22 protein-coding genes and 2 pseudogenes are annotated in these 23,526 nt (G+C 69.2%); 11 read left to right on the forward strand and 13 right to left on the reverse strand.

Annotated features, from left to right (window positions below):
• Positions 1 to 190: 190 nt before the first annotated feature.
• Positions 191 to 1,120 (reverse strand): SDR family oxidoreductase, encoded by a 930-nt coding sequence (locus ABZ904_RS25995; protein WP_361825751.1) that lies wholly within the window; start codon positions 1,118 to 1,120, stop codon positions 191 to 193.
• A 122-nt stretch (positions 1,121 to 1,242) separates the two neighbouring features.
• Here ABZ904_RS25995 and ABZ904_RS26000 point away from each other — a divergent pair, with 122 nt between their 5' ends.
• Positions 1,243 to 1,809: a TetR family transcriptional regulator gene (locus ABZ904_RS26000; protein WP_361825753.1), complete on the forward strand. Its 567-nt coding sequence runs from the start codon at positions 1,243 to 1,245 to the stop codon at positions 1,807 to 1,809.
• A gap of 159 nt (positions 1,810 to 1,968) precedes the next feature.
• Here the strand turns inward: ABZ904_RS26000 and ABZ904_RS26005 are convergent, their stop codons facing one another.
• Entirely contained in the window at positions 1,969 to 2,610 is a 642-nt protein-coding gene (locus ABZ904_RS26005) for a class I SAM-dependent methyltransferase (protein ID WP_359400474.1), read from the reverse strand.
• A 322-nt stretch (positions 2,611 to 2,932) separates the two neighbouring features.
• On the opposite strand from ABZ904_RS26005, the gene lpdA reads away from it, so the two are divergent.
• Complete coding sequence (gene lpdA, locus ABZ904_RS26010; RefSeq protein WP_360995176.1) at positions 2,933 to 4,345, forward strand: dihydrolipoyl dehydrogenase; 1,413 nt, start codon at positions 2,933 to 2,935, stop codon at positions 4,343 to 4,345.
• 1,234 nt (positions 4,346 to 5,579) lie between these two features.
• On the opposite strand, the gene ABZ904_RS26015 is transcribed toward lpdA, so the two are convergent.
• Positions 5,580 to 5,855, reverse strand: a complete 276-nt coding sequence (locus ABZ904_RS26015; RefSeq protein WP_361825755.1) for a winged helix-turn-helix domain-containing protein — start codon at positions 5,853 to 5,855, stop codon at positions 5,580 to 5,582.
• 146 nt (positions 5,856 to 6,001) lie between these two features.
• On the opposite strand from ABZ904_RS26015, the gene ABZ904_RS26020 reads away from it, so the two are divergent.
• Together ABZ904_RS26020 and ABZ904_RS26025 are read left to right on the forward strand one after the other, a co-directional pair.
• Entirely contained in the window at positions 6,002 to 6,379 is a 378-nt protein-coding gene (locus ABZ904_RS26020) for a DUF6415 family natural product biosynthesis protein (RefSeq protein ID WP_360995164.1), read from the forward strand.
• A complete protein-coding gene (locus ABZ904_RS26025; RefSeq protein WP_360995161.1) occupies positions 6,376 to 6,585 on the forward strand; it encodes a hypothetical protein in 210 nt (69 codons plus the stop codon). The genes ABZ904_RS26020 and ABZ904_RS26025 overlap by 4 nt, the downstream gene beginning before the upstream one ends.
• Before the next feature lie 71 nt (positions 6,586 to 6,656).
• Here ABZ904_RS26025 and ABZ904_RS26030 read toward each other — a convergent pair whose 3' ends face one another.
• The 3 genes from ABZ904_RS26030 to ABZ904_RS26040 all read right to left on the reverse strand — a co-directional run bounded on the left by ABZ904_RS26030 (position 6,657) and on the right by ABZ904_RS26040 (position 8,066).
• Complete coding sequence (locus ABZ904_RS26030) at positions 6,657 to 7,010, reverse strand: recombinase family protein (protein ID WP_361825758.1); 354 nt, start codon at positions 7,008 to 7,010, stop codon at positions 6,657 to 6,659.
• A 95-nt stretch (positions 7,011 to 7,105) separates the two neighbouring features.
• On the reverse strand, positions 7,106 to 7,657 hold the full coding sequence (locus tag ABZ904_RS26035) for a PHB depolymerase family esterase (RefSeq protein WP_361825760.1): 552 nt from the start codon (positions 7,655 to 7,657) through the stop codon (positions 7,106 to 7,108).
• The gene (locus ABZ904_RS26040) at positions 7,584 to 8,066 is read right to left on the reverse strand and encodes a hypothetical protein (protein WP_361825762.1); all 483 of its coding nucleotides are present in this window, start codon (positions 8,064 to 8,066) and stop codon (positions 7,584 to 7,586) included. The genes ABZ904_RS26035 and ABZ904_RS26040 overlap by 74 nt, the downstream gene beginning before the upstream one ends.
• A 359-nt stretch (positions 8,067 to 8,425) precedes the next feature.
• On the opposite strand from ABZ904_RS26040, the gene ABZ904_RS26045 reads away from it, so the two are divergent.
• The 5 genes and pseudogenes from ABZ904_RS26045 to ABZ904_RS26065 all read left to right on the forward strand — a co-directional run.
• Positions 8,426 to 9,073, forward strand: a complete 648-nt coding sequence (locus tag ABZ904_RS26045; RefSeq protein ID WP_361825764.1) for a TetR/AcrR family transcriptional regulator — start codon at positions 8,426 to 8,428, stop codon at positions 9,071 to 9,073.
• Positions 9,074 to 9,195: 122 nt separating this feature from the next.
• Positions 9,196 to 10,692, forward strand: coding sequence for a carboxylesterase family protein (locus tag ABZ904_RS26050; protein ID WP_361825766.1), 1,497 nt, complete (start codon positions 9,196 to 9,198; stop codon positions 10,690 to 10,692).
• A 319-nt stretch (positions 10,693 to 11,011) separates the two neighbouring features.
• Positions 11,012 to 11,230, forward strand: a complete 219-nt coding sequence (locus ABZ904_RS26055) for a hypothetical protein (RefSeq protein ID WP_361825768.1) — start codon at positions 11,012 to 11,014, stop codon at positions 11,228 to 11,230.
• Between the two features lie 116 nt (positions 11,231 to 11,346).
• Entirely contained in the window at positions 11,347 to 11,790 is a 444-nt protein-coding gene (locus ABZ904_RS26060) for an IS3 family transposase (protein ID WP_361825770.1), read from the forward strand.
• Between the two features lie 150 nt (positions 11,791 to 11,940).
• Positions 11,941 to 12,174 (forward strand): annotated as a pseudogene (locus tag ABZ904_RS26065) (hypothetical protein); the annotation flags it as partial.
• A 223-nt stretch (positions 12,175 to 12,397) separates the two neighbouring features.
• Here ABZ904_RS26065 and ABZ904_RS26070 read toward each other — a convergent pair.
• Positions 12,398 to 13,183, reverse strand: a complete 786-nt coding sequence (locus ABZ904_RS26070) for a hypothetical protein (protein ID WP_361825772.1) — start codon at positions 13,181 to 13,183, stop codon at positions 12,398 to 12,400.
• Between the two features lie 556 nt (positions 13,184 to 13,739).
• Between ABZ904_RS26070 and ABZ904_RS26075 the strand changes: the two are divergent.
• A pseudogene (locus ABZ904_RS26075) lies at positions 13,740 to 14,823 on the forward strand (integrase core domain-containing protein).
• A 752-nt stretch (positions 14,824 to 15,575) separates the two neighbouring features.
• Complete coding sequence (locus ABZ904_RS26080; protein WP_359406416.1) at positions 15,576 to 16,703, forward strand: metallophosphoesterase; 1,128 nt, start codon at positions 15,576 to 15,578, stop codon at positions 16,701 to 16,703.
• Between the two features lie 542 nt (positions 16,704 to 17,245).
• Here the strand turns inward: ABZ904_RS26080 and ABZ904_RS26085 are convergent.
• The 6 genes from ABZ904_RS26085 to ABZ904_RS26110 form a co-directional block, all read right to left on the reverse strand.
• On the reverse strand, positions 17,246 to 18,649 hold the full coding sequence (locus ABZ904_RS26085; protein ID WP_361825774.1) for a SagB family peptide dehydrogenase: 1,404 nt from the start codon (positions 18,647 to 18,649) through the stop codon (positions 17,246 to 17,248).
• Positions 18,650 to 18,736: 87 nt separating this feature from the next.
• Entirely contained in the window at positions 18,737 to 18,916 is a 180-nt protein-coding gene (locus ABZ904_RS26090) for a thiazolylpeptide-type bacteriocin (RefSeq protein WP_359406362.1), read from the reverse strand.
• 231 nt (positions 18,917 to 19,147) lie between these two features.
• Complete coding sequence (locus tag ABZ904_RS26095) at positions 19,148 to 19,882, reverse strand: ABC transporter permease (RefSeq protein WP_361825776.1); 735 nt, start codon at positions 19,880 to 19,882, stop codon at positions 19,148 to 19,150.
• On the reverse strand, positions 19,879 to 20,769 hold the full coding sequence (locus ABZ904_RS26100) for an ABC transporter ATP-binding protein (RefSeq protein ID WP_359406368.1): 891 nt from the start codon (positions 20,767 to 20,769) through the stop codon (positions 19,879 to 19,881). Before ABZ904_RS26100 ends, ABZ904_RS26095 begins: the two co-directional genes overlap by 4 nt.
• A 40-nt stretch (positions 20,770 to 20,809) precedes the next feature.
• The gene (locus ABZ904_RS26105; RefSeq protein ID WP_361825778.1) at positions 20,810 to 21,901 is read right to left on the reverse strand and encodes a cytochrome P450; all 1,092 of its coding nucleotides are present in this window, start codon (positions 21,899 to 21,901) and stop codon (positions 20,810 to 20,812) included.
• Positions 21,902 to 22,023: 122 nt separating this feature from the next.
• Entirely contained in the window at positions 22,024 to 23,526 is a 1,503-nt protein-coding gene (locus ABZ904_RS26110) for a hypothetical protein (protein WP_361825780.1), read from the reverse strand.

Below are 23,526 nucleotides of genomic sequence, written 5' to 3' on the forward strand. Positions count from 1 at the left end.
CGGCACTTCACCCGTCTCGCACGGGCGCCGCACCGCCCCGGCCACTCGGCTTCGGGGACGGCGAGGTCCGGGTCCGGGCGGCGAGGACGTGGTGCGGCGGGTCGGCGCCGATTCGAGGGACCTCGTACTCGCCGTTGCCGGGCCGCGGGCACGGTCACCCCCGGGTGTGCAGCGGCCGGCGAGGCCCGATCTACGCGGTGGTGTGGAAGTAGTGACCCTTCTCGAGGTCGTCGATGAGCCCAGGGCCTGTTGGCTGCCACTCCAGCAGTTCACGGGTCAGGGCGCTGGAGACCGGGCTGTCGAGTGCGATGAAGCCGGCCAGCCAGCCGAAGTGTTCGGCCGCGGACTCCTGGGGGACGGAGGCCACGGGGAGACCGAGATGCCGCCCGATCACTTCCGCGACGGCGCGGATCTGCACTCCTTCGTCGGCGGTCGCGTGCAGCACCGATCCGGCCGGAGCGTTCTCGAGGGCGAGACGGAACAGGCGCGCCGCGTCGAGCCGGTGCACGGCGGGCCAGCGGTCGGTCCCGTCGCCTACGTAGCCCGCCACGCCCTTGGCCCGGGCGACGCCGACCAGCGCGGCCATGAAGCCTTGGTCCCCGTCGCCGTGCACCGTGGGAGGCAGCCGCACCACGGACGTACGGACGTCACGGGAAGCGAGGGAGAGCGCGAGCTGCGCGGTACCCATCCGGGTCCGCGGACCGGAGCTCAGATGCTCGATGGAGAGGTCGGGGCCCGTGTCCTCCTCAGTGGCCACGCGTCCCGGGGCGAGCCCGAGCGTCCCGGAGGCGAGCACGAACGGCCGCCCGGAACCCGCGAGCGCGTCGCCGAACGTCTCGACGGCACGGCGGTCCGCATCGGCGGCGCCCTGGAAGTCGCCGGAGAAGGCGATGTCGTGCTTGAACGCCAGGTGGATCACACCGTCCGACGCGGCGGCCGCGCCGCGCAGGACGTCGAGATCGTCGAGGGTGCCGCGCCGCACCTCGGCTCCGGCCGCGGTGAGTGCGGCGGCCGAGGCGTCCGAGCGGGCGAGCCCGACGACCTGATGGCCCGCGCCGATGAGTTCGGGAACGACGGCGGAGCCGATCCAGCCGGACGCTCCTGTGACGAAAACCCGCATGGAAAGTCCTTCAGGTAGGTCGACCGTCCTGGGCGCGAGGGGGCCGCACGGAAGGTCGATGTCAGTGACTGTCATCGACCGTAGCACCGATGTCAGTAACTGTCATCACGTAAGATCAGGGCATGGGTCGATGGGAACCGAACTCGCGCGGGCGCCTGGAGCAGGCGGCACTCGAGCTGTACGGCGAACGCGGTTTCGAACAGACCACAGTGGCGGAGATCGCCAGGCGGGCCGGGCTCACCGAGCGAACGTTCTTCCGGTACTTCGCCGACAAGCGGGAAGTCCTGTTCGCGGGCGCCGCATCGCTGGAGGCCCTCTTCGTGAGCACCGTCTCCGGCGCCCCTGAGTCCGCGGCGCCGCTCGACGCCGTGGCCCAGGCGCTCGAGGTCGTCGCCGGCGCCTTTCAGGAGCGCCACGCATACGCCCGGGAGCGTCAGAAGGCGATCATCGCGAACGCGGAACTGCGTGAGCGGGAACTGATCAAACTCGCGTCGCTGTCCGCGGCGCTCGCCGACGCCCTGCGCCTGCGGGGCGTCGCCGAGCCGGCGGCGAGCCTGACCGCCGAGGCGGGGGTCGCCGTCTTCAAGGTCGCGTTCGAGCGCTGGATCGAGGAGGAGAACGAGCGGGACCTCTGGCACCTCATCCAGGAGTCGCTCGACGAACTCAGGGCCGTGATGGCGGGCAACTGACCCCCGGGTGCCTCCGGGATCAACTCCCGCAAGGCGAACCCCGTATCGACTGGAAACTCCTGGCGCGCGGGCCTTCCTTCAGCGCCCGTCAATCTGCCCTACGTACGCGCCGCCGTGGCGCGGGACCGGACTCCGCCCCCGCCACGGCGCACCCGGAGTTCATGCCCTGTCGCGCCGGCAGTGGAGGAACAGCTGGGGTTCAGGCGTGGCTTCGGGATGGGCGGGGGCGAACATCGTGCTCTCCTGGGAGACCACCGTCAGTCCCGCCCCCTCGGCAAGGCCGACGAAGTCCGCGGGAGCGAAGCTCGTCACCCGCACGGCCTGTCCCATGAAGACACCCTCGACGTCCTCGACGTCGAGCGGCACGGTGGCCAGGGCGACGCTGCCTCCCGGCTTCACGGCCCGCGCCAGCCGCCGCACGACGGCGGACTGCTCCTGGCGGGACATCTGCAGCAGCGCGAAGTAGACGCAGACCGCGTCGAAGGAAGCGTCCTCGAGCGGGAACTCGCGGACATCGGCGCGCTGGAAGACGGCGCCCGGCACCTGGCGAGCGGCGATATCGACCATGACCGGGGAGACGTCGATGCCGAGCACATCGTGTCCTGCCGCGGCGAGCGTCGCCGCGGTGGGCCGGCCCGTGCCGCTACCCACGTCCAACACCCCGCTTCCGGGGTCGAGTTGCCGCAAGAGCCAAGTCAACGACGCGCGGTGGGCCGCTGAGCGGGCGAAGGCCTTCTCGTACTCGCCGCCCAGCGCGTCGAACACCGCGGCCGCCCGTGACCGCTCGTCCCCGTCACTCAAGGTGCTCCCCTTCGTCGCGGCATCCGTGCCGGCATCGTCGCATCCGTCACCAGAGCCCACAACGGGCCCACGCGGACAGGCCGGTGCGCGTCGCGACCCGCGCGAAGCGGCAGGGTTCGCGCGGCAGCGAAGCCCTCTCCACTCCGGCAGGAGCCACCTGGAGATCGAGCTGGGGCGGACACGCGCAGGCAGAAACATGCCGCTTCCGCCCGGTGGCTGAGGCAGCCCTGCCCACCCGACGCGTAGCCTTACGCGGGGCGGAGCCGGGCGGCCGGGTCCGCCACGGCAGCGGAAGCAGTGCCCAGGAGAGAGGCGAACGAAAATGGCCGAGCAGGACGAGCACTTCGACGTGGTCGTACTCGGTGCGGGCCCCGGCGGCTATGTCGCCGCGATCCGCGCCGCACAGCTGGGCAAACGCGTCGCCATCGTCGAGGAGAGGTACTGGGGCGGGGTCTGCCTGAACGTCGGCTGCATCCCCACCAAGGCGCTGCTGCGCAACGCGGAGCTGGCGCACATCTTCACCCGTGAGGCCAAGACCTTCGGCATCAAGGTGGACGGGCAGGTCACGTTCGACTACGGCGAGGCCTTCCTCCGCAGCCGCCGTGTCGCCGACGGCCGCGTCAAGGGCGTCCACTACCTGATGAAGAAGAACAAGATCACGGAGATCGACGGCCGCGGCACCTTCCTGGACCCGCACACCCTTCAGGTCGCCGGATACGACGGCGCCGGCCGCACCATCGGGTTCGACCACTGCATCATCGCCACCGGCGCCACCCCGAAGCTGCTGCCCGGCACCCGCCGGACCTCGCGCGTGGTGACATACGAGGAGCAGATCCTCGCCGAGGATCTGCCCCAGTCGATCCTCATCGCGGGCGCCGGGGCTATCGGTGTCGAGTTCGCCTACGTCCTGCACAACTACGGCGTGAAGGTCACCGTCGTCGAATTCCTCGACCGCATCGCGCCGCTGGAGGACGTCGAGGTCTCCGCCGAACTCGCCAAGCAGTACCGCAGGCTGGGCATCGACGTGCTCACGTCCACCCGGGTCGACGCCATCGACGAGTCGGGCCCCCAGGTCCGCGTGACCGTCACCGGCAAGGACGGCGCCCAGCAGGTCCTGGAGGCCGACAAGGTGCTCCAGGCGCTCGGCTTCGCGCCCAACGTCACGGGCTTCGGCCTGGAGAACACCGGCGTGCGCGTCAGCGAGCGCGGAGCCATCGACATCGACGGGCGCTGCCGCACCTCGGTCCCGCACATCTACGCCATCGGCGACGTCACCGCCAAGCTGATGCTGGCGCACGCCGCCGAGGCGATGGGCGTGGTGGCCGCCGAGACCCTCGCGGACGCGGAGACCATGGAACTCGACTATGCGATGATCCCGCGCGCCACCTACTGCCAGCCGCAGATCGCCAGCTTCGGCTACACCGAGGCCCAGGCACGCGAGCGCGGTTTCGACGTCAAGGTGGCGAAGTTCCCGTTCACCGCGAACGGCAAGGCGCACGGCCTCGGCGACACCACCGGCTTCGTGAAGCTGATCAGCGACGCCAGGTACGGCGAGCTCATCGGCGGCCATCTCATCGGCCCCGACGTCACCGAGTTGCTGCCCGAACTGACCCTGGCCCAGCAGTGGGACCTGACCGTCCATGAGGTGGCGCGCAATGTGCACGCCCACCCCACGCTCGGGGAGGCGGTCAAGGAAGCGGTGCACGGCCTGGCCGGCCACATGATCAACATGTGAGGCACCGTCCGGCCTCCTCCCCTCGCTGCGAGGTGGGCCCCGCCGTGTGGCGGGACACGGGTGCTCAGAACGAGAAGTCCGTCGTCCTGAGCACCCGCGCCGATCCGATGCGTCCCAGCAACGCCGGCAGCGGTCTGCTCAGGGCCGGGCCCCAGACCACACAATCCCCGCATGACACTGGCTGCTTCTTCCCGGTGGGCCGACTGACCCAAGTTCCTGCCCGGCTGGCTGGCGTTCGCGTGGACGCTCGGTGCTGGGGCCCGCAGTGTGTGGGTGCGCCGTAACAGGGTCGCCCTGGGTCCCGCTGACGACGAGCTGCGCGAGGCCCTGACTGCGATACGCGGGCTGTTCGAGGACATCAGTGCGCAGGGGGCGCCGCGCCGACTGGTTCCAGGAGGAGCGGCGCGAGACGGCCCGCCGCATTCAGGATCTGGCGGAGCGCAGGAAGGACAGCGCCCTGCGTGGGCACCTGGCCAAGGTGACGCAGACATGGGATGAGGCGTTCGCGGCGGCTCCGCCCACGCGGCTCCTCGACGGCGTGCTGGACCCGGATTCACGGAATGACCGGGAGAACCACCGGCGGTTCGGCAGGCAGACGGCAATCGTCGCTGCGCCGGGGACTACGTGCGGTTGGCCATCGACCGCCTGAACGAGCTGGAGCGCAAGACTCACGGCCGCAGCTAGCGGCAGGCCGCCTCGAATGCCGCGACGTCCGGCTCGTTGTCGAGCCAGTGCGGGCACACAGTCCAGTGGATGCGGGGGCTGCCCGCATCCTTCACGTAGACGTCGGCCACCAAGTCGCGGGTGCAGGACTTCTTGCCGTGTCACGCTGCGGCTGCGGCGTCTTCCACCGCTTGATCTCAACGATGTCGGACTTCATGACCGGGCAGCGTAGCGGTGTCCGGCCCTGTCCCGCACCGGGACAGCACCTGCACAAGCGGGTGCAGTTGTCCCGGGGCACCGGACAACGCGGGGGATCAGTTGTCCGGCCCGTGTCCCGGGACAGGCTGTCCCGGGAGAGCTCGCGTCCGGGAACGTTGTCCGCTCCCCGTCCCGGCGCGGACAGACTGTCCGAGGGGGTGTGTCGGCCCGGCCGCGTCAACCGGGTGTCAGGCGTGTCAGCCGGGCTGTCAGAGCCCGTGTCAGCCATCCACCCCCGTAAGGGGTGGTCGGGGGCCGGTCTGACGCGTCAGCCGTGTCAGGTCCGGGGGTCACCCGGCTGGAGGTCCCGAGGCTAGGCGCCGTCTTCCGGCGGGAGCGGATCGGAGACGAAGGTTCCCCGGCCGTGCACCGTCACGATGAGGCCGCGCTCACGCAGCACCTGGGCTGCACGCCGGACGGTGAGGTAGGCGACGCCGTACTCCTGGGCGAGGTCGCGCTCTGCGGGCAGGCGAGCTCCGGGCTGAAGCTCCCCGGTCCTGATCCGCGCCTCGATGTGGTCGGCGACGGCGACATAGATGAGCTGCGGTCCCTGGGGGTTGAAGTCCGGTACCTCGCTGCGATCACTCACTCATGCAACGTAAGGCGCCCCGGAGCTGCACGAATCTCGGGAGAGCTATACATAGCTCTAGATGGCTTAGTACGTTGACCAACGGAAGACCCCGGCGACGGCGGACACCGTCCCGGGGCTGGCCGACGCTTCGAGGGAGCGACGACATGACGCAACGTACATCCCGGCCGCCGACCATGGCAGAGGCGCCACCGCTGGACCTGCAGACGATGCGGGCCACGGCCCGGCGGCTCCTGGCCGGAGACGCCGAACAGACCACAGCGCAGGAGCTGTTGAACCTCGGGCTCCTGCTCCGCGATCACATCCGGCAGCTCGTGCCCGAGGTGGAGTCGGCCGCCGGTCGGCTGCCGAAGGACGACATCCCCCGGGCGTGCGCACTCGCCTGCATCGGCGAGGCACGCATGCGGCTCAGGCTGGGCGAGGGGGACAACGACCGGCTGCGCCTGTCCGTCGTCACCAAGCTGGCCCGCTCGGTTAACGCGCTGTGCGATCACGTGCAGAACCTGGGCGGGGCGAACCGGTGAGCGCGGTCCGGGTGTGCCGCCACCGCGATGAGCCGCTCACCGACCCGGCCGACGCGGTGTTCGTCGCGCACGAGCCGGGCAACAGCGGGCCGGGGCGGGACATCTACGCCCACCGGGCGCACGCCAGCCTCGTGCGGCCGGACCCGGCGGCGACGGCGATCCTGGTCCGGGTACTGCTGGCCCGTGCCCGGGGCGCAGCCGAGTAGCCCACACAGCACCGAGCCCCCGGCTGGTCGCTCGGGGGCTCGGTCGTGCTCGGGATCACGCGTCCAGGGCGTCACCCACCGGCCTCGCACAGGTCGATGAGCTTGACGTCCTTGCCGGTCTCGCGGGCGAGGCAGGAGATCTCCCACAGCACGAGGATGTCACCAGAGGCACCGAAAGTGCCGTCGGCGAGGTCGGCCGTCAGCCGCTCGAAGTCCTCGCGGGCCTTGGTGGCGAACTTGGAGGCGGAGCCGATGTCGGTGTACGCCTCGCCCCACTCCCACGGCCCGACGTCCTGCTCAGCCACGAGGTTGTCCCGGTGCTGATCGGTGATGCTGCGGGCGGTGCGCCCCCTTCCCATGCTGACCCGCAGGAACTCCCGAGCGGTCGCAACGTCTGTGGCGATGCGGAGTGTTGTGGTGGCCATTGGTCGGACCCTCCTGGTGTGTCCCTTTCACCCCCACCCTTAGGTGGGTACTTGTCCGTGGGCACCGAGAGGACGGGCCGGACCGCCGAGCCGGGTCAACCGCCCAAGGCGTGGACCACGTTGACGATGGCCCTCATCTGCGGCGCACTCTTGACCGCGTAGTCCGAGCCGGTGTAGCCGAACCAGTCCCAGCAGCCTTGCGGGTTCACCGGCCAGATGCTGGAGACGTCCTGCGGGTAGAGGACGACGAGGTCGTTGGTGTCGGCGTAGGTGTCGAGGTTGCCCTTCTCGGCGAAGGCGGTGCCGAGGAGTTGCTGGGCGGACAGGCAGCCGTGCAGGGCCACCACGAGTTTGCAAGGGGCGCCGGCGGCGCAGGAGGGCGGGACATAGAGCTGCCCGGTGGTGTCATGGACAAGTCCCCGGCGGAGCCGCCGGGGACATAGGCGGTCTGGTCGAAGTGGCTGAGGGTGCCCTGCGGCGCGCCGCTGTTGCGCGGGTTGACCCCGCCCAGCCATGCGGTGAGCATCTCGCGCTGCGGGTCGTTGTGGCAGTTGTTCAGGAACGGCGGCAGGGTCAGCGCGCAGGGCACGACGCCGTCGGGCGTGGCCAGGAGTGCCCGGCCGGGTCCCAGTCGTGGTAGGTGACATCGGCGCCGAAGTGTTGGTAGAAGTCGACGCCGGCCTGGGAGACCAGCGGGTTGACGACCGGGTCGAGGTAGCCGTGATAGGTGTACACCGGCTTGCCCGCCAGGTCGGCGACGGGGTCGATACGGCTCTGCGCCGCCCAGTCCTCGGCCTGGCGCTCCAGCGTGCCGACGCCCAGCCCCAGGTCGCAGGTGACGAACTTGATCACATTGCCCTGACCGCAGTCGTACGGCCCGGCCGCGACGATGCCGGCGCCGTCGAAGGTCCGGGAGTAGGCGACCTGGAGCTGGGTGGCCATGAAGCCGCCCGAGGAGACTCCGGTGACATAGGTGCCGGTGATGTTCAGTTCCGGCAGGGGCGGGGTGGCGGCCTGGGCCGGCGCGGCCAGGCCGACGGTGGCCAGAGCAGCCACGGCACCGAGGACGGCGATGCCTTGGACGGCTCTGCGTAGGGAGCGGAACCTCAATGTGCACACTCCGGTGATGGGGGAGGGATGACGAGGACCGCCCGTGCGGGCGGCCTCGGAGAGGGCTGCTCAAGCCGGACCCGATGACCCTCACACCGTCCGTTCGGCGATGCATCGGACGGCCGGCAGCAGGTCGCGCACACGCGGCCTGGACCAGTCGTGCTGCCCCGGGCGTCGTTCTCCATGTCCACGTCGCCAACCAATCGATTGGTTGTTTCCGGACCGTTGCGAGTTACCATCCGGCTTCTGCGCTACGGTGTCAACCAATCGATTGGTTGGAATTCTTCGAACCCTCAGGAGCAGCCATGGACCTTCCCGCATGGGAGCCCCGCCGGGTCGTCGCCATGGCAGCGGTCCTGCCCGACGGCGTCACACCGCCCGGCACGCGGGGGCGGATCCTCCAGGCCGGCCTCGAACTGTTCGCCGAGTCCGGTTTCGCGGGCGCCTCGATCCGGCAGATCGCACGCATGGTCGGCATCAACTCCGCGACCCTGTACGCGCATTACCCCTCCAAGGGGCATGTGCTGGCCGAGCTGGTGCGCATCGGGCACGAGGAGATGCGGGCCCGGCTGGCCGAGGCGGCCGACGGCACCCGCAACGACAGCGCCGCCCGGCAGCTGACCGCCCTGGTCCGCGCCCATGTCCTGGTCCACACCGACTATCCGCTGCTGGCGGTCGTCACCAACAGCGAGCTCCACGCCCTCGATCCGGAACTGGCGGCGCCCTCACTCCAACTGCGCGACGAGTGCCGCCGACTGCTCGCGGACGTCCTGGAACGGGGCATCAAGAACGGTGAGTTCAGCCTCCCCGATCCGCTGCTCGCCGTCACGGCCATCGGCGGCCTCGGCGTACAGGTCGCCCATTGGTTCGGTCCCGCCCTCGACCGTAGGCGTGAACAAGTAGCCGATCAGTACGCGAAGTTCGCGCTGCGCATGGTCAGCCCCGACCGCTGAGCGCCCTGGCTCCGGACCTGCCCGGTGTGCCGAGCCGCGGCGTTTCCCTACCCTGCCTGAGAGGGCTTCACCGCCCTCACCCGAAGGGGGCTCCCCGCCCCGCCCTGCGTGAAGGAGCGACCATGCGACCGGTCCTCGCCACCCGCCACGGCTCCGTCCGAGGCACCGTCGGCCCCGCGGGCATCGCCTGCTTCAGGAACATCCCCTACGCCGCCGCGCCCACCGGGCCACTGCGCTTCGCACCACCGCGACCTCCGGCGCCATGGGACGGGATCCGTGACGCCGACGCCTACGGCCCCACCGCCCCCAAGGCCCCTTACCCCGCACCGATGGACCGCCTCATCCCCGAGGCCGACATCCCCGGCGACGACTTCCTCAACCTCAACGTCTGGACCCCGGACCCGGCCGGGCGCCTGCCCGTGATGGTGTGGATCCACGGCGGCGCCTTCAGCAACGGCTCCGGTTCCGTCCCCGGCTACGACGGCACCGCGTTCGCCCGCGACGGCGTCGTCATGGTCACCCTCAACTACCGTCTGGGCGCACAGGGGTTCCTCCACCTCGGCCCGGACGACTCGGTACCGGCCAACCCCGGCCTGCTGGACCAGATCGCCGCCCTGGAGTGGGTCCGCGACAACATCGAGTCCTTCGGGGGCGACCCGCGGCGCGTCACCGTCTTCGGACAGTCGGCCGGCGCCATGAGCATCGGCGCCCTGCTCGCCATGCCCGCCGCCAAGGGGCTGATCCACCGCGCCGTACTGCAGAGCGGCGCGGCCCACCACACCCTCTCCCCCGCGTCCGCCGCCCTCGTCGCCACCCGCCTGGCCGCGATCCTCGAGGTCCCCGCCACCCGGCCGGACCTCGCCGCCGTGCCTCTGGAACAACTACTGGCCGCGCAGCAGCAGTTGCGGGCGCAGATCTCGGCCCGCCCCGACCCGGAGCTGTGGGGCGAGGCGTCCGTCAACATGATGCCCTTCGAGCCCGTGGTCGACCAGGACACCCTGCCTCGTACGCCCATCGACGCGATCGCCGACGGGACGGCCGCCGGCATCGATGTTCTGGTGGGCTGGACCCGCGACGAGTTCCGCCTGTTCACCGTGCCCACCGGGCTGCACGGCCTGGTGACCGACGAGCTCGTGGAGCGCGCCGCCGCCGCGTACGGCCTGCCGCCCGGCCAGGGCGTGCCCGTCTATCGCGCTGCCTTTCCGGACACGACGCCGGGCGACCTCTACACCAAGATCGCCACCGACTGGTTCTACCGCCTGCCCGCCCTGCGCCTGGCCGAAGCGCAGACGCGCCACGGTGCCCGCGCCTTCGTGTACGAATTCGACTGGGCCTCCCCGGCGTTCGACGGCATGCTCGGCGCTTGCCATGCCGTCGAGATCCCCTTCGTGTTCGACAACCTGGCCGAACCCGGCTTCGCTCCCCTGCTCGGCGACACCCGGCCGCAGGACATCGCCGACAGCATGCACGCCGCATGGGTCTCCTTCGCCACCACAGGAGATCCCGGCTGGCCCGCCTACCGTGAATCCGACCGCGCCGTCCGCCGGTTCGGCTCGTCACCGGACATCGCCCACGATCCGGACCACGAGCTGCGGGTCCTGTGGAACGGCCTGCGTTGAGCCCGCGCCTTCGAACAGGGCAGCAGGCAACGTGAGATGACGCCGGCGTCCGCGCCTGACGAGATGTGGTGACGAGCGCGCCGTCCAGGGCCCGTTCCCGCCTCGGAGCACGCGCCGCGCGGGGCCCGGTTCCCCGAGGCGCCTGAGTGAGCGGCACCGGTCGGTGGGGAGCCGTCCGCGCCTCCCGCGCTCCGGTCACCGGCGTGGGCGGGAGCCCCGCTGCGCTCAGGCGCCGGGCCGCTGGGAGTCGACCGTCACCCGGCGCGGGTCCCGCACGCCGCATCGGGCCGAGCGGGCGGGATGCCCGTACCGCTTCAGAATGGCTGCACAGCCCGTGACCTGGGACGACGCTCCGCCGGCCGATCGGGCACCATCGGACCTTGTGCTCGTACGAATGCTCTATCTGGTCGCCACGCGGATCTTCGCGTGGCTGGTCCTGCTCTCCCGTTCCTCCGCGGCGAAGGAGGCCGAGATACTGATCTTGCGACACGAAGTCGCGGTACTGCGCCGGCAGGTCGCGGCCCCCAAGCCCACCTGACCCGACCGGGCACTGCTCACCACCTTCGCCCGACTCCTCCCACGGGCGCTACGCCAGCATCGAATCGTCTCCCCGCGCACCCTCCTGGCCTGGCACCAACGTCTGATCAAGGACAAGTGGACACAACCCGCCCTTCGGGACGCCCGTCGGTACCCGACGAGCTGCGCGACCTGATCACCCAGCTCGGCACCGAGAACCCACGATGGGGCTTCCGGCGCGTCCACGGCGAACTCCGCCGCCTCGGGCACAAGGTCAGCCCGGCCAACGTCCGCCGCATGCTACGCACCGTCGGCCTCGGGCCGGCCCCTCGCCGACAATCAGCGCGCGGTGAGTCGACCGCCTTCCTCAAGGCCCACGCCCACGGCCTCCTCGCCACCGACTTCTTCCACGTCGACACCGTCGGCCTGCAGCGGCCGTACGCGCTGTTCGTCATGGAGGTCCGCACCCGAACCGTCCACATCCTGGGGGTCACCGCCCACGCCACTGCCGCCTGGGCCACCCAGCAGGCCCGACAGCTGATATGGCAACTCGCAACCGCGCATCCGACTGCACTCACCTGATCCGCGACCGGGACACGAAGTTCACCGCCGGCTTCGACGCCGTGCTCGCCAGCGAGGGCATCAACGTCACCAAAATCCCTCCGCGCTCCCCCAAACTGCAATCCCCACGCCGAGCGGTTCGTACGCTCAGCACGCGAGGAGTGCACCGACCGGCTCCTGATCTTCGACCGCGGCCACGCCGAAAAGGTCCTCCACGACTACGCCCGCCACTTCAACCGGCATCGCCCGCATCAAGGTCGGGGCCAACTTGCGCCGCTGGACGATGCCAACGTCATCCCCCTTCCACCAGCCCGGATCGAACGCCGGCAAGCCGTCGTCGGACTGATCGATGAGTACCACCGAGCCAGCCGATCGTCCGGCAAAGCCGCAGCTCACAGGCTGTGAAGCCACTCTGAAGCGATACGGGGCTGTACAACAGACATCACCCACACCGAGCCCTGGGCCAAGCCGCTCCCCTCCGCCTACTCCCCCACCCGATCAAGGAACCGAGGAACATCAGACACCTGGAGATCCGCCGACGAGACCGACTCGACGGAACTCTGCAGGAGTACCACCACGCCGCGCGACCAGGCCGGATGATGTATCGGCACCCGCAACGCCGCACAGATCACTTCACGCCTGACGGCAAGGCCACGCTCCCGCCGAACACCCCACCGTTGTCGGCCCGTACCTCCTGACTCACCGTGATGTCCCCACTCTGGAAGGGGACGAGGAACGTGTACGCGTAACGGTGCGACGCAAGCCGATATCCGTGCGTACGGTCCAGGTCCCACGTTTCGCTGAAACTCTTGAGCGTGATCTGGCTGTCGGTCGCCGTCACCCCGGCCTTGCGCAACTGATCCAGCGTGGGCTCCACCTCCCGAACCGCCCGCTTCAGCGCGGGACGGCTCCGGGCGGCCGACAACTGCCAGCCAGATGCGCTGACTTGTAGCCGCACGCCCGTCGCCGTACGACTCACCCCGGCACTCTTGGCGTACGCCGCGAACGCGTCCAGATCGGCCACGGGATCCTCGACGTCATTGGCTATGTCCTGATCAGACAACGCCCCCTTCTTCCAACCCTCGGCAGCGTCCTTGACGTAACCCGTCCCTCCGACGACGTACACCACATCCGGCTTGCGCACCCCCTTGCTGGTGGTGACCGTGCCGGTCTGCTGGAGTGCGGCCGGGTTGGTGGTGCGGTGTACGGTCGCGGCATAGGTGGCGCTGGACGGCGCCTGCCCTTGCATGATGGCGGACTCGCTGCCACGCAGGACGAACGTCCACCCCTTCTCGGCCCTCATGGTCTGCCGAGCGCGGGCGACGAACTGCGCGGCGGTCTTCGGCTCCGGGCCGGCGGCCCCGGTCCCGGGACGTGTGGCCTTCGGCTCCGGTTGGGCCTGCGTGGTTTTCAAGGAGCCGTGTCGTCCCGCCGGCTTCCGCTGGCCGTCGTGCGCCGAGCATCCGGATGACACGGCCACGACAGTCGCGACGCACACGACACCGACGGCACGGCGCCTACTCAGACGGACACGTATTCCGGTTCCGGACAGCACTTCACAGCCCTTCGGTGGAGTCAGTAGCTCGATGGCGGCGCGGTTACTCTATACAGCAGCCGGTGACGCGACAGCGAGCTACCGGACAAAGGCGGCGCACAGGGCCTGGGGCCGACGAGAGGCGCTCGTCGAAGGACGACCCGCCCGCGAATAACGGCCCGGACCGCAGCCGCGCCCCGCACGGTGACCTGCTCCCCGGCCCGCGCGCCGCGGCAGCCCGGGCACAATCACTCGTCCGCGACCGGCCCGAAGAGAAGCGGCTGCGTGTGACGGTCGCTCTCGCATTCCCGCATCCGCGCACGTGCTCATGGCCGGAGACGAGACGAGGTCTCGGACATCGGTGGGCGGGCGGACTCATCGCTGCTGCTCGGAGTAGGTCTGGCGCGCCACGATGGCCTCCTGGAACCCTGACCGGATGTTCGTCTCACTGGTGTACCAGGTGGCCCGGAAACTGCTGTCGGTCCCGGCGGTGCTGGTGCGCGGGCGCGCGGCGAAGGACGCCGAGTCGCTGGTGCTGCGGCATGAGAACGCGCTGCTGCAGCGGCAGCTCACGGGCCCGGTGCGGCATGAGCCGGCGGACCGACTGTGGTTCGCGGCACTGTCCGGGCTGATCCCGCGACGTCGGTGGGCGCGCGTCTTCCCGGTCACGCCCCCGACCCTTCTGGCGTGGCACCGAAGACTCATCGCACGCAAGTGGGACTACAGCAAGCGCCGGAGCAGGCCGGGCAGGCCGCCGACCACGAGCGCGGTAAGGGCGTTGGTGGTGCGGCTGGCCCAGGAGAATCCGCGTTGGCGCTGCCGTCGGATCCAGAGCGAACTTGTTCGTCTGGGGCATCCGATCGCCACAACGACGGTCTGGGAGATCCTGACGGCTTCCGGCATCGATCCGGCCCCGCGTCGCAACCGACCACCTGGCGCGAGCTCCTGACCGCGCAGGCCGAGGCCATCATCGCCTGCGACTTCGTGCACATCGACCTGATCGACCTGCGCCGCGTGTACGCATCGGTCTTCCTCGAGCACGGCACGCGCCGACTGCACATTGCGGGGGTTACTGCGCATCCGACCGGGCCGTGGACGGTGCAGCAGGCGAGAAACCCCGCCCTCGAGCTGGTGTCCGGGTCGCCTCTCTCCGGTTCCTGATCCGCGACCGGGACGCGAAGTTCACCGAGTCCATCGACGCGGTCTTCGCAGCCGACGACATCGAGGCCCCGAGAACCGAGCCCCGGGCTCCTCGAATGAACGCGCACTGCGAACGGGTCATCGGAACCCTGCGGCGCGAACCCCTCGACCACCTGCTGATCTGGAACCAGGCCCACGCCCGGCAGGTCCTGGACAGCTACGCCCGGCACTACAACCACTATCGCCCACATCAGAGCCGGGGACAGCTTGCTCTCCTCACCCAGACGCACCCCGCGGACGGGACCGACCCGACCGCGCGCCGACTCGTCCGCACCCAAGTACTCGGCGGTGTCATCAACGAGTACAGCCATGCGGCCTGACCAGCGGCGACGAGTTTCCGAACGGCACAGGAGGCGGATGTCGCGGCTATCGAATGGCTTCTCGCGGCAGGCGAGTTGACCCGCCTGAAGCGTAGCGGGGTGCTGCGCGGGTGGGGGCTGTGAGCCGGGCGACCTCAGCCCGGCTTGGGGCTGCGACGTGCCCCGATGTCGCCCACGAACCAAGGGCCGCCCCGCAAGCTTGACCCTGCCGGGGATCTTGTCAGTCGCTCACGGCCGCCGGGACTTCAGCCGGGGGATCCCATGCTGGTCCAGGAAGTTCTGGCAGGCGGTCGGCGGCCGGGGTGAAGGTGATTTTCCGATCGGCCGTGCCTGGGGGCCACCGGACCCCGGTGGGCGCGGTGCGCACTACGGTGGCATCGGCACGAGCGCCTCGGCAGGTTCACGGTCCGGGGGCGACGGGCCGACGGGTGTCGCGACGACCGGCCGGGGCCGGAGGTCCACCGGGGGCGAACACACCGTGTGCAGCGTGAGACAGGGTCAGGTTTGAACGACGGAAGGGCACCGTGGCTGAGACCGAAGACATGCGGCAGGTCGGATCCGATCGGCCGCGCGGGCAGGCGGTGGTGCCCGCGGATGCCGCGGAGGAGCCTGCGACCGAGGCGAAGGCCGAGGGGCGCGAGCCCGCGCCGGAGGCGGACACCGAGGGGGACGGGCCCGCGGCGGAGGTGAAGGCGGGGCCGCGCGCCGGTGGATTGCGGCTCGTCCGGCGCGTATTTCCGCTGGCGGCCCCCATGATCCTGTGGCTGGTACCGTGGTGGGTGCTGGTCTTCGGTGGGCAGGACTGGCCGGCCTGGGTGAAGGCTGGTGGCAGTGTCCTCGTGCTACTCGGGCTGACGGGCATGCCGTACGCGATGATGCGCGGGCACGGACCCCGGCAGGAGGATGTGGCGGCGATCGTCGGGGACACGCTGCTCGGCATGGTGTGGGTGGTGTTCACCTGGTCGGTGCTGGTCGGGATCTTCCTGCGCGTCGCCCTGGTACTCGGCGGCGTCGGCGACGGGGTCCAGCGCGCGAGGATCGTGGCGTACACCGTCCTCGCGGTGTCGGCGCTGCTCCTGAGCTGGGGCTTGTGGGAGGCACGCCGCGTACCCCGCGTCCGCCATGTCGACGTCGAGCTCGAACGGCTGGGTGCCGGCCTTGACGGCACCCGGGTGGCGGTCATCACCGACACCCACTATGGCCCGTTGGACCGGGCCCGTTGGTCGGCGAAGGTCTGCTCGGCCGTCAACTCCCTGAATCCGCACCTGCTCTGTCACGCCGGCGACATCGCCGACGGCGCCGCCGACCGGCGGCGGGCACAGGCCGAGCCCCTCGGCTCTCTCCACGCGCCCCTCGGCCGCGTATATGTGACGGGCAATCATGAGTACTACAGCCAGGCACAGGGTTGGGTCGACCGGATGACAGAGCTCGGCTGGCACGCCCTGCGCAACCGCCACCTGGTTGTCGAACGCGGCGGTGACCTGCTGGTGGTGGCCGGTGTGGACGACGTGACCGCCGAGCACTCCGGGCTGCCCGGCCACCGCGCCCACCTCGAGGGCGCGCTGGAGGGCGTGGACCAGGATCTGCCGGTGGTATTGCTGGCCCACCAGCCGAAATTCGTGGAACAGGCGGCCGCGGCCGGAGTCGACCTGCAGATCTCAGGACACACCCACGGCGGGCAGATGTGGCCGTTCCATCACCTGGTACGCATCGACCAACCGGTGGTGGCCGGCCTGTCCCGGCACGGGCGACGCACTCAGCTCTACACCAGCCGCGGCACGGGTTTCTGGGGGCCACCGTTCCGGATCTTCGCGCCAAGCGAGATCACACTCCTGGTATTGCGTGCGGCGGGGCGGACGGTCGAGGAGCGGACGGCGTAACCATGTCCGCTCCTGGGTCGGGGCGTTACGGCAAGCGGCCGCGGGACAGCGCGCCCGCATGCCGCTCGAGGACGATCCGACCGCCCGCATTGCGGACCTCCGGTCCGGGATCGGAGCTCGAACGCGGTCCGCTGTTCATCGAGCTCGCCTTAATCCCGCCGGAGTCGGCCGAAGCAGAGACCGTCGGCAACGCTGAACCGCACCGCGGCGAAGTGTCGGCGGCGATGCCGGAATGCGCCGCTACGGCGCCGACCGCGACTGGCTCACCGTCGTCCAACTGCCGCTCTACGCAACCGACCTCAGCCCCGTCCGTCGTGAGTGTCTGGTCCGTGCTGCGGCGCACCCAGCCTAGGCGAACCGGGCCTTCGCCGACCCCGACGACCTGATCACCATAAAGCAGGGCCTGGGACCAGCGGTACCGACCCTGCCCGACGCCCGACCCGACGGGCGCAAGAGCTTCTCCCGGACTTGCCTGGTCGCGCCGCCGCCGCACTCCCGTCGTCCGTGTTCGGGGCGGCTCCCGCCCATCCTCGAGGGCACTGTCACTGGCCATCGGCGGAGTTTTTGGCACCTGCGGGCGCGATCGCGGGTGCCTGGTCGGGTGTGCCGGTGAGGGGGCGACTGCCGAGGGCGAATTCCGCGACGCTTGACTCCTCCCGAGGGGACACCCCGGTGGCCTGGGCGAAGGCGTCAGTGTCGCCGTTGCCGAGCGCGCAGGGCGCCAGCCCCATGGCCTCAGCAACCAGGTACATGGTCTGGGTCAGCACACCCGCATTTTTCAGAATGGTCGCATACCCCATTCCAGAATAGCCTGGCAGGAGCCTGCCGAACCTCGCGGCGAGCACGATCACGACTTGGGGTGGAATATCCAGGGTCGTTGCCCGGCAGGCTGCGGAGGAGAACCTCTCCACCAGCTCCAGGGAATACGCGAGCGATTCGAGGTGATGCCCGTGGGCATTGTAGTGGTAGAAGCCGGGAGTGAGTCCTGCAACGTTTCTCGCGGAGATGTACAGCTCTATCTCATGTCCACCACCGCCGTTGGGATACGGTCGGCGAGAGTATTCGACTCCCCGGTAGGAGAATGTTGATCCCACATGCGCACATCGAAAGAGGAACTTTCCCAGCTCGTCAACTCCTATCGGATTCTCCTCGTTCTGGACACGTATCGATCGGCGTTCACCCAGGACGTCCTCGAAGGGTTTCCGCAGGTCGGTATCGGAGCTGCCCGGGCGCGCCAGCGGGACCATCTCCGCACCGGCGAAAGAATGCCGGGACGGAAGCGGAGGAAACCGCTCTCTCAGACGATCGGACGGTCCCACGTGTTCGGGCATGCTGCGATGTCCCCAGCGGCTCCTGGCATGGAACAGCATTTCATGGTGCCCCCACTGAAGGGAGTGCACCTCCAATTCCTCGGTACCGGGAGAATTGACCAGAAATCCGACAGCCGCGAACCGGTTCAGGAGCTCGCTCAGGACGTCGTCGGGCAGCACTCCCTTCAGGTCCTCGGGGCGCCTGGATGTGGCGAGGAGCAGCAGAAGCGCAAGAACATCCGGTGATTCGATCACCGCCGTCGCCCCAGTCGCCGGGGACTCGAGGACGAGGTGCTGTGCCGCTCTCCGTATCGTGCAGAATCGGGAGAGCGCGAGCGGCGCGGTCGGATCAGCCGTGTTCGGCGCCGGCGGAGCAAAGGTCCGGATCCTGACCAGGACGCCCTGCCCGCTCTCGATCACCGTCTGCAGCCAGCCGCTGTTGCGCAGTCCGGCCCATTCGGGGGTGAGCACGCTTTCGCTGTACCTTCCGGAGGCGATCGCCCGAAGCTCCGACACAAGCTCCGCAGTGGCCGCCCCGACGATCTTCTGCCGTTGTGAATCCGTCAACTGCAGGAAACCGCTGCTGGTACGCCCAAGCCGAACTTCTTCAGGGAATCTCAAGGAAATTTTCAGCAAAGTAGCAGCGCCTTCCGAGGGCTATCTGCGATTTCCCATGGCTGTACCCGGGCGGGAATCCCGCCCGGGTACAGTGACATTTCTTGATCAGATGCAGCAGCAGCAGGAGCAGGAGCCGCAGCAGGAGGTCGAACCGCAGCTGCTTCCACCGGAGGAGGCTCCGGTCTCGGCAAGCTGGACTGCGTCGCGCACGGAGCTGATCTCGACGATGTCGAGGTCGAGGGACAGGTCGAGGTTCTCAAGATCCTGGAGCTGGATGTTCTGCATGCCAGACCCTTTCCGCCTCTTGATCAAAAAGGCAGATGAGATGTTTGTCAGTCGATCCGACTGGCGTTCAGAACGCTATCGGGAACCCAACCGGACAGCCAAGATGCCGGCGAACAGAATTTTTTGAATTTTTCTGCGACACGCCGGCCCGGATAGGGCAGGCCGGATTTCCGGACCGCACCGCACGGCCGCCCGGAATCCGAACATGAATTTATCTCTATTCAGTGGGGCTCAGTTCATCCGCTCGGTGTCGCGCCGGTAGAGCAGCACGGCAGTTGCGGCGAAAGCTGCTCCCCAGGCAGCCAGGATGAGAACATCGGCTACTCGCTGTGGTCGGCCTGCGAGGATCCTCCATCCGAGGTCGGCCAAGTGGTAGGTCGGCAGAATGTGTGCCGTCTGCGCCATCCAGGACGGCATCAGCTCGGCCGGGAACCAGAGGCCGCCGAGCATGGAGAGAGTCATGTAGGTGGCAGCAGCAACCGGTTGAGCCGCATCGCCACTCGTCGCATAGCCGATCGCCACCCCGAGAGCGGCAAACGGGAGTACACCCAGGGCGAAGGCCAGGACGATTCCGGGCCAGCTCAGTACGGGCAGCCGCACCCCGGCCACAGCCGCCCCGGCCAACAGCACCAGTACCGCCGACGGCACTGCGGTGATCAGCCCCGAGAGGACCTTGACGACGACATAGGTGCTGGCCTGCAGAGGGGTGATCCGCAGATGGCGGTTCCATCCGATCCTTCGCTCGGCGGCAATCCGGCTGCCGAGAAAGACGGTGGAGCTGATGGCCCCGAAGGCTGCCATCGAGACCATCGAGTAAGCGGTCCCGTCGGTCCCCGCGATCTGTCCGTGGGTGACCCCGACCTGACTAAAGAAGGTGTAGATCAGCACAGGGAAGCCGATCGCGAACAGCAGGTACTGCCGATCGCGAAGCACCCGGCGGGTCTCGGTGACCAGGTAGTTCCTCACTGCTGTCCCCCGATCAGGGCGAAGAATGCGTCCTCGATGTCGAGGCCCTTGACCTCGATGTCCCGTGCATCCGGGTACTTGCTGACCACCAGTCGAAGTACGGCGTCGGTGTCCGTGCAGGCCAGCGTCACCCGGTCGCCGTCGATCACCACCTCGCCCACACCGTCCAGGGCGGCCAGCCCGGCCCTGTCCGGTGCGGTGAGGGTGAAGGTGATCCGGCTCGTGGCGGCTGCCGTCGCCTTCAGTGCGGAGGGTGATGCATCGGCGACGATCCGGCCATGATGGAGTACCACCACCCGGTTCGCACCGGCCTCCGCTTCCTCGAAGTAGTGCGTGGCGAAGAGCACGGCCGTACCACCCGCTAGCACCGAACGCTGGTCCTGCCAGAAGAGCCGCCGTGCCTGGGGATCCATCGCAGCGGTGGGCTCGTCGAGCACCAGCAGTGCGGGTCGGCCTGCCAAGGCCATGGCCAACCTGACCCGCTGGGCCTGCCCGCCGGAGAGGGTCTCGGTCCGTTGGTTGAGGACGGCCGAAATTCCGGACCGCTCGACCAGCTGGTCGAAGGGCTCGGGATCGGGATACCAGCCGGAGACCATCGTGAGGAGTTCCTGGACGGTGACCTTGGGCAGCAGGGCACCGTCCTGCAGCATCGCACCGACCCGGCCCTGGGCGATGGTCTGCTGCGGGGTCCCGCCGAGCACCACGACACGGCCGGCGTCGGGGCGCCGCAGGCCGAGTACGGTCTCGAACAGGGTGGTCTTGCCTGCGCCGTTGGCGCCCAGCACCGCGACCATCTCGCCCGCGGCCACGGTCAGATCAACCCGGTCCAGCGCTTGGACGGAGCCATAGGACTTGGTGAGTCCTTGTATCTCCACGGCTGGGTTCATACAGAGATCATCCTTCGTTCTGTTCCGTTGAAGGTGCAAATCAGCCGAGGGCCATCGGGATCCTGCGTGGGCCTCGGGCGGTGAGTGAGGAACTCCACTCGACAGCGTGGTGATCGATCTTCCATGCGGTGCCCCGGGCACGCAGGCTTCGAAGCAGCGACGCGACCTCCAACCGGGCGAGCCCCGCGCCGAGGCAGTAGTGCCCGCCGAAGCCGAACCCGAGATGTGGCCGACGCTCGCGGTGAAAGTCGATCGTGTCCGGCTGCGCGAAGACACGCTCGTCCCGATTGGCCGATCCCAGCAGGAAGATGAGCTTGTCCCCCGCCGGTATGCGTACATCGCCGACGTCCAGTGACTCGGTACAGATGCGCACCGTCGACTGGATCGAGGTGTCGTAGCGCCAGAGTTCGTCGACCGCGTTGTGCTCATGGTCCCAACCCGGATCGGCCAGGAGATCGGGACGGTGGGCGAGGGCGAGTACTGCGTTGCCGATGAACTGGGAGGTGGTCTCGTGCCCTGCGATGAACATCAGGGTGCAGGTGGCGACCGCCTCTTCCAGTGACAGCTCGCCGGAGCGCAGCGCGGTCGCGATCGCCGCGATGACGGTCCCGTGCTTGAATGAGCCGGCTGCCAGGTGCCTGGTGAACAGCTCGGTGAGCCAGGCCGTGGACTTCTCGGCCGCCTGCCACAACTGCGGGGTGACGCCGGGTTCCAGAGTGCGGAACAGGACGGAGGAGGCGAGCCGGAGTGAGTCGTCGAACCGTGGTGGGACCTCCAGCAGCCGGGCGACAATCCGGAACGGCAGCGGTGCTGCGACCTCACTCATGAGATCGAACTGCCCGCCTCCGGCCAGACCGGCGGTGATCGCCTCGCACTCCGCCGTGACCATCTCGTTCAACTGGGCGACTGCGGAGCGGGACAGTGCACGTGCCACGATCGGACGGACCCTGCGATGGTAGTCGCCGTCCCGCATCAAGATCCACAGCGAACGCATCCTGAGCAACGGGCTGGCCGCCGCCTCGGGACTCAGCTCGTCGTAGGTGCGGTCCTTGCGTACCCTCGGGTCGGCGAGCAGGGAGACACACTCGCGGTACCCGGGGATCAGCCACGCCTGGAGCGCGGGGTGCCACACCGCGGGCCCCTCCCGACGCAGTCCTGCGTACCACCCGTACGGATCGTCCCTGGGGCCCGGTATTCCCGTACCCGATGACACTTGGCTCCTTCCCTTTGCTGAGCCGGTGAGCGGCACGTGCGTCAGATCCGCTGGTCGAGCAGCAAGTCGGCGAAGCGGCTCTTGCCCGCCAGGCAGAGATAGGAAACCGTCTCCTGATCACCGAGCCCGATCAGTGCGCCGAGGCCGTCGGGGCTGAAGCTGCGGCAGGGCCGCAGGAACAGGCCCGACGCGGCGCACGCCAGGGCGCCCGCCTGCATCAGGGCGCCCAGCTGGATCTGGGCCAGCCGGAGCGCGCGTGGCCCATGGGAGGCCAGGATTCCCGCGTAGTTGATGCTCCCGAATATCGCCACGTTGCAGGAGTCGACCCGGGTGACCTGCTGCGGGTAGAAGAACGACTGCTGCACCTCAGCGAGCCGTGCTCCATGCTGCTGCTGCGTCAGCTTCCCCGTCATCGCGTCATACGCATAGATGCCGTCGTCGATCCCGGCGGCCCGTTCGACCGCCAGATGGAGGAGGATCCCCGGCTCGGCACCACCGAGCAGTCCTCCCCAGTCCATCGCGGCCGCGTCACTGATCGCATCGAGCAGTTCGGGGACGGCAGTTGAGGGCAGCAGTTCAGGCGAAGCCGTGAATCCGCCTGGCGCGCGCCCCGAGGAACGCTCAAAGAGCACGTCGCCCCAGGACCGGCTGGATGCCACTACCCGGTGCGGCGCCGGCCGTACTGCCGGATGCAGACCACCTGCGGTCCCCGCGTCCGGTCCCGCATCCTCCTGCCACGCGTGACGGTCCATGCGCAGTACCGGGTCCTGGTCGACCGGCCACTCGGGGTCGGTGCGGGTGAGCGCCGCGTCCGCGCCGTCCAGCGCCACCAGGCCCACGGGGAGCCACTGGTCGCCCGGTTCGGCGCCCGCACGTTGCAGTAGCGCCTGGTCGTCGAAGTCGGTCAGGACATGGGCGTCGAATCCCAGTGTCCGCGCCAACTGGGCGGTCAGGCCGAGGAGATGACCACCCTCGCAGAGCGTGAGTGACCAGCGCAGTTCGCGGTAGTACCCCGGCAGACTGCCCGGCCGGCCCAGCACGATGACCACGGCCGGTGCCCCGGCATCGACCGCCGCCCAGAGATCCGGCGCTGCGGCGCCGTTCCCGACCGGACGGAGTTCGTGGCGCGCGGCGTCGAAGTACCAGGTGCCCTCTCCGACCGACAGAAAGACCTCGCTGGGAAACTTGCACTGGGCGGAGGGAAACGCACGATGAGTGTTGAAGGCGTTGCCGGGTTCGTAGCGCTGGAACCCAGCGGCCTGCTGCAGAAGGCACTGCAGTCGGCGCGATCGGGGCTGCTTCGCGGAGTCGGCGGCGACTTCGGGGTACGGGGTGTCCGCCAGCAGTGCGGACAGGCCCCGGTCGAGAGGGACGGGCGAGGAGGAGACGCTGCGGATCGGCGTCGGGTCTGCTGCCCCAGCCGCAGCACCGCGCCCCCCTTGATGGGAGAAGACCAGGTCGGGCCGCGCTTGAACGCGCACGAACTCCAGGATGTCCTCGACGGCGGCGGTTCCGTCCTTGGTCACCGACTCGGCGTCGACCAT

Source organism: Streptomyces sp. NPDC046900, from assembly GCF_040644975.1.
Taxonomy (GTDB): Bacteria; Actinomycetota; Actinomycetes; order Streptomycetales; family Streptomycetaceae; genus Streptomyces.

Bases quoted from the DNA above. Each gene is read 5' to 3' on its own strand.
- ABZ904_RS26035 (WP_361825760.1), bottom strand. From the start codon at position 7,657: ATGTCACCTACCACGACTGGGACCCGGCCGGGCACTCCTGGCCACGCC.
- ABZ904_RS26055 (WP_361825768.1), top strand. From the start codon at position 11,012: ATGGCTGCACAGCCCGTGACCTGGGACGACGCTCCGCCGGCCGATCGG.
- ABZ904_RS26110 (WP_361825780.1), bottom strand. From the start codon at position 23,526: ATGGTCGACGCCGAGTCGGTGACCAAGGACGGAACCGCCGCCGTCGAG.
- ABZ904_RS26080 (WP_359406416.1), top strand. From the start codon at position 15,576: ATGATCCTGTGGCTGGTACCGTGGTGGGTGCTGGTCTTCGGTGGGCAG.
- ABZ904_RS26100 (WP_359406368.1), bottom strand. From the start codon at position 20,769: ATGAACCCAGCCGTGGAGATACAAGGACTCACCAAGTCCTATGGCTCC.
- ABZ904_RS26030 (WP_361825758.1), bottom strand. From the start codon at position 7,010: ATGGCCACCACAACACTCCGCATCGCCACAGACGTTGCGACCGCTCGG.
- ABZ904_RS26045 (WP_361825764.1), top strand. From the start codon at position 8,426: ATGGACCTTCCCGCATGGGAGCCCCGCCGGGTCGTCGCCATGGCAGCG.
- lpdA (WP_360995176.1), top strand. From the start codon at position 2,933: ATGGCCGAGCAGGACGAGCACTTCGACGTGGTCGTACTCGGTGCGGGC.
- ABZ904_RS26020 (WP_360995164.1), top strand. From the start codon at position 6,002: ATGACGCAACGTACATCCCGGCCGCCGACCATGGCAGAGGCGCCACCG.
- ABZ904_RS25995 (WP_361825751.1), bottom strand. From the start codon at position 1,120: ATGCGGGTTTTCGTCACAGGAGCGTCCGGCTGGATCGGCTCCGCCGTC.
- ABZ904_RS26090 (WP_359406362.1), bottom strand. From the start codon at position 18,916: ATGCAGAACATCCAGCTCCAGGATCTTGAGAACCTCGACCTGTCCCTC.
- ABZ904_RS26000 (WP_361825753.1), top strand. From the start codon at position 1,243: ATGGGTCGATGGGAACCGAACTCGCGCGGGCGCCTGGAGCAGGCGGCA.
- ABZ904_RS26050 (WP_361825766.1), top strand. From the start codon at position 9,196: ATGCGACCGGTCCTCGCCACCCGCCACGGCTCCGTCCGAGGCACCGTC.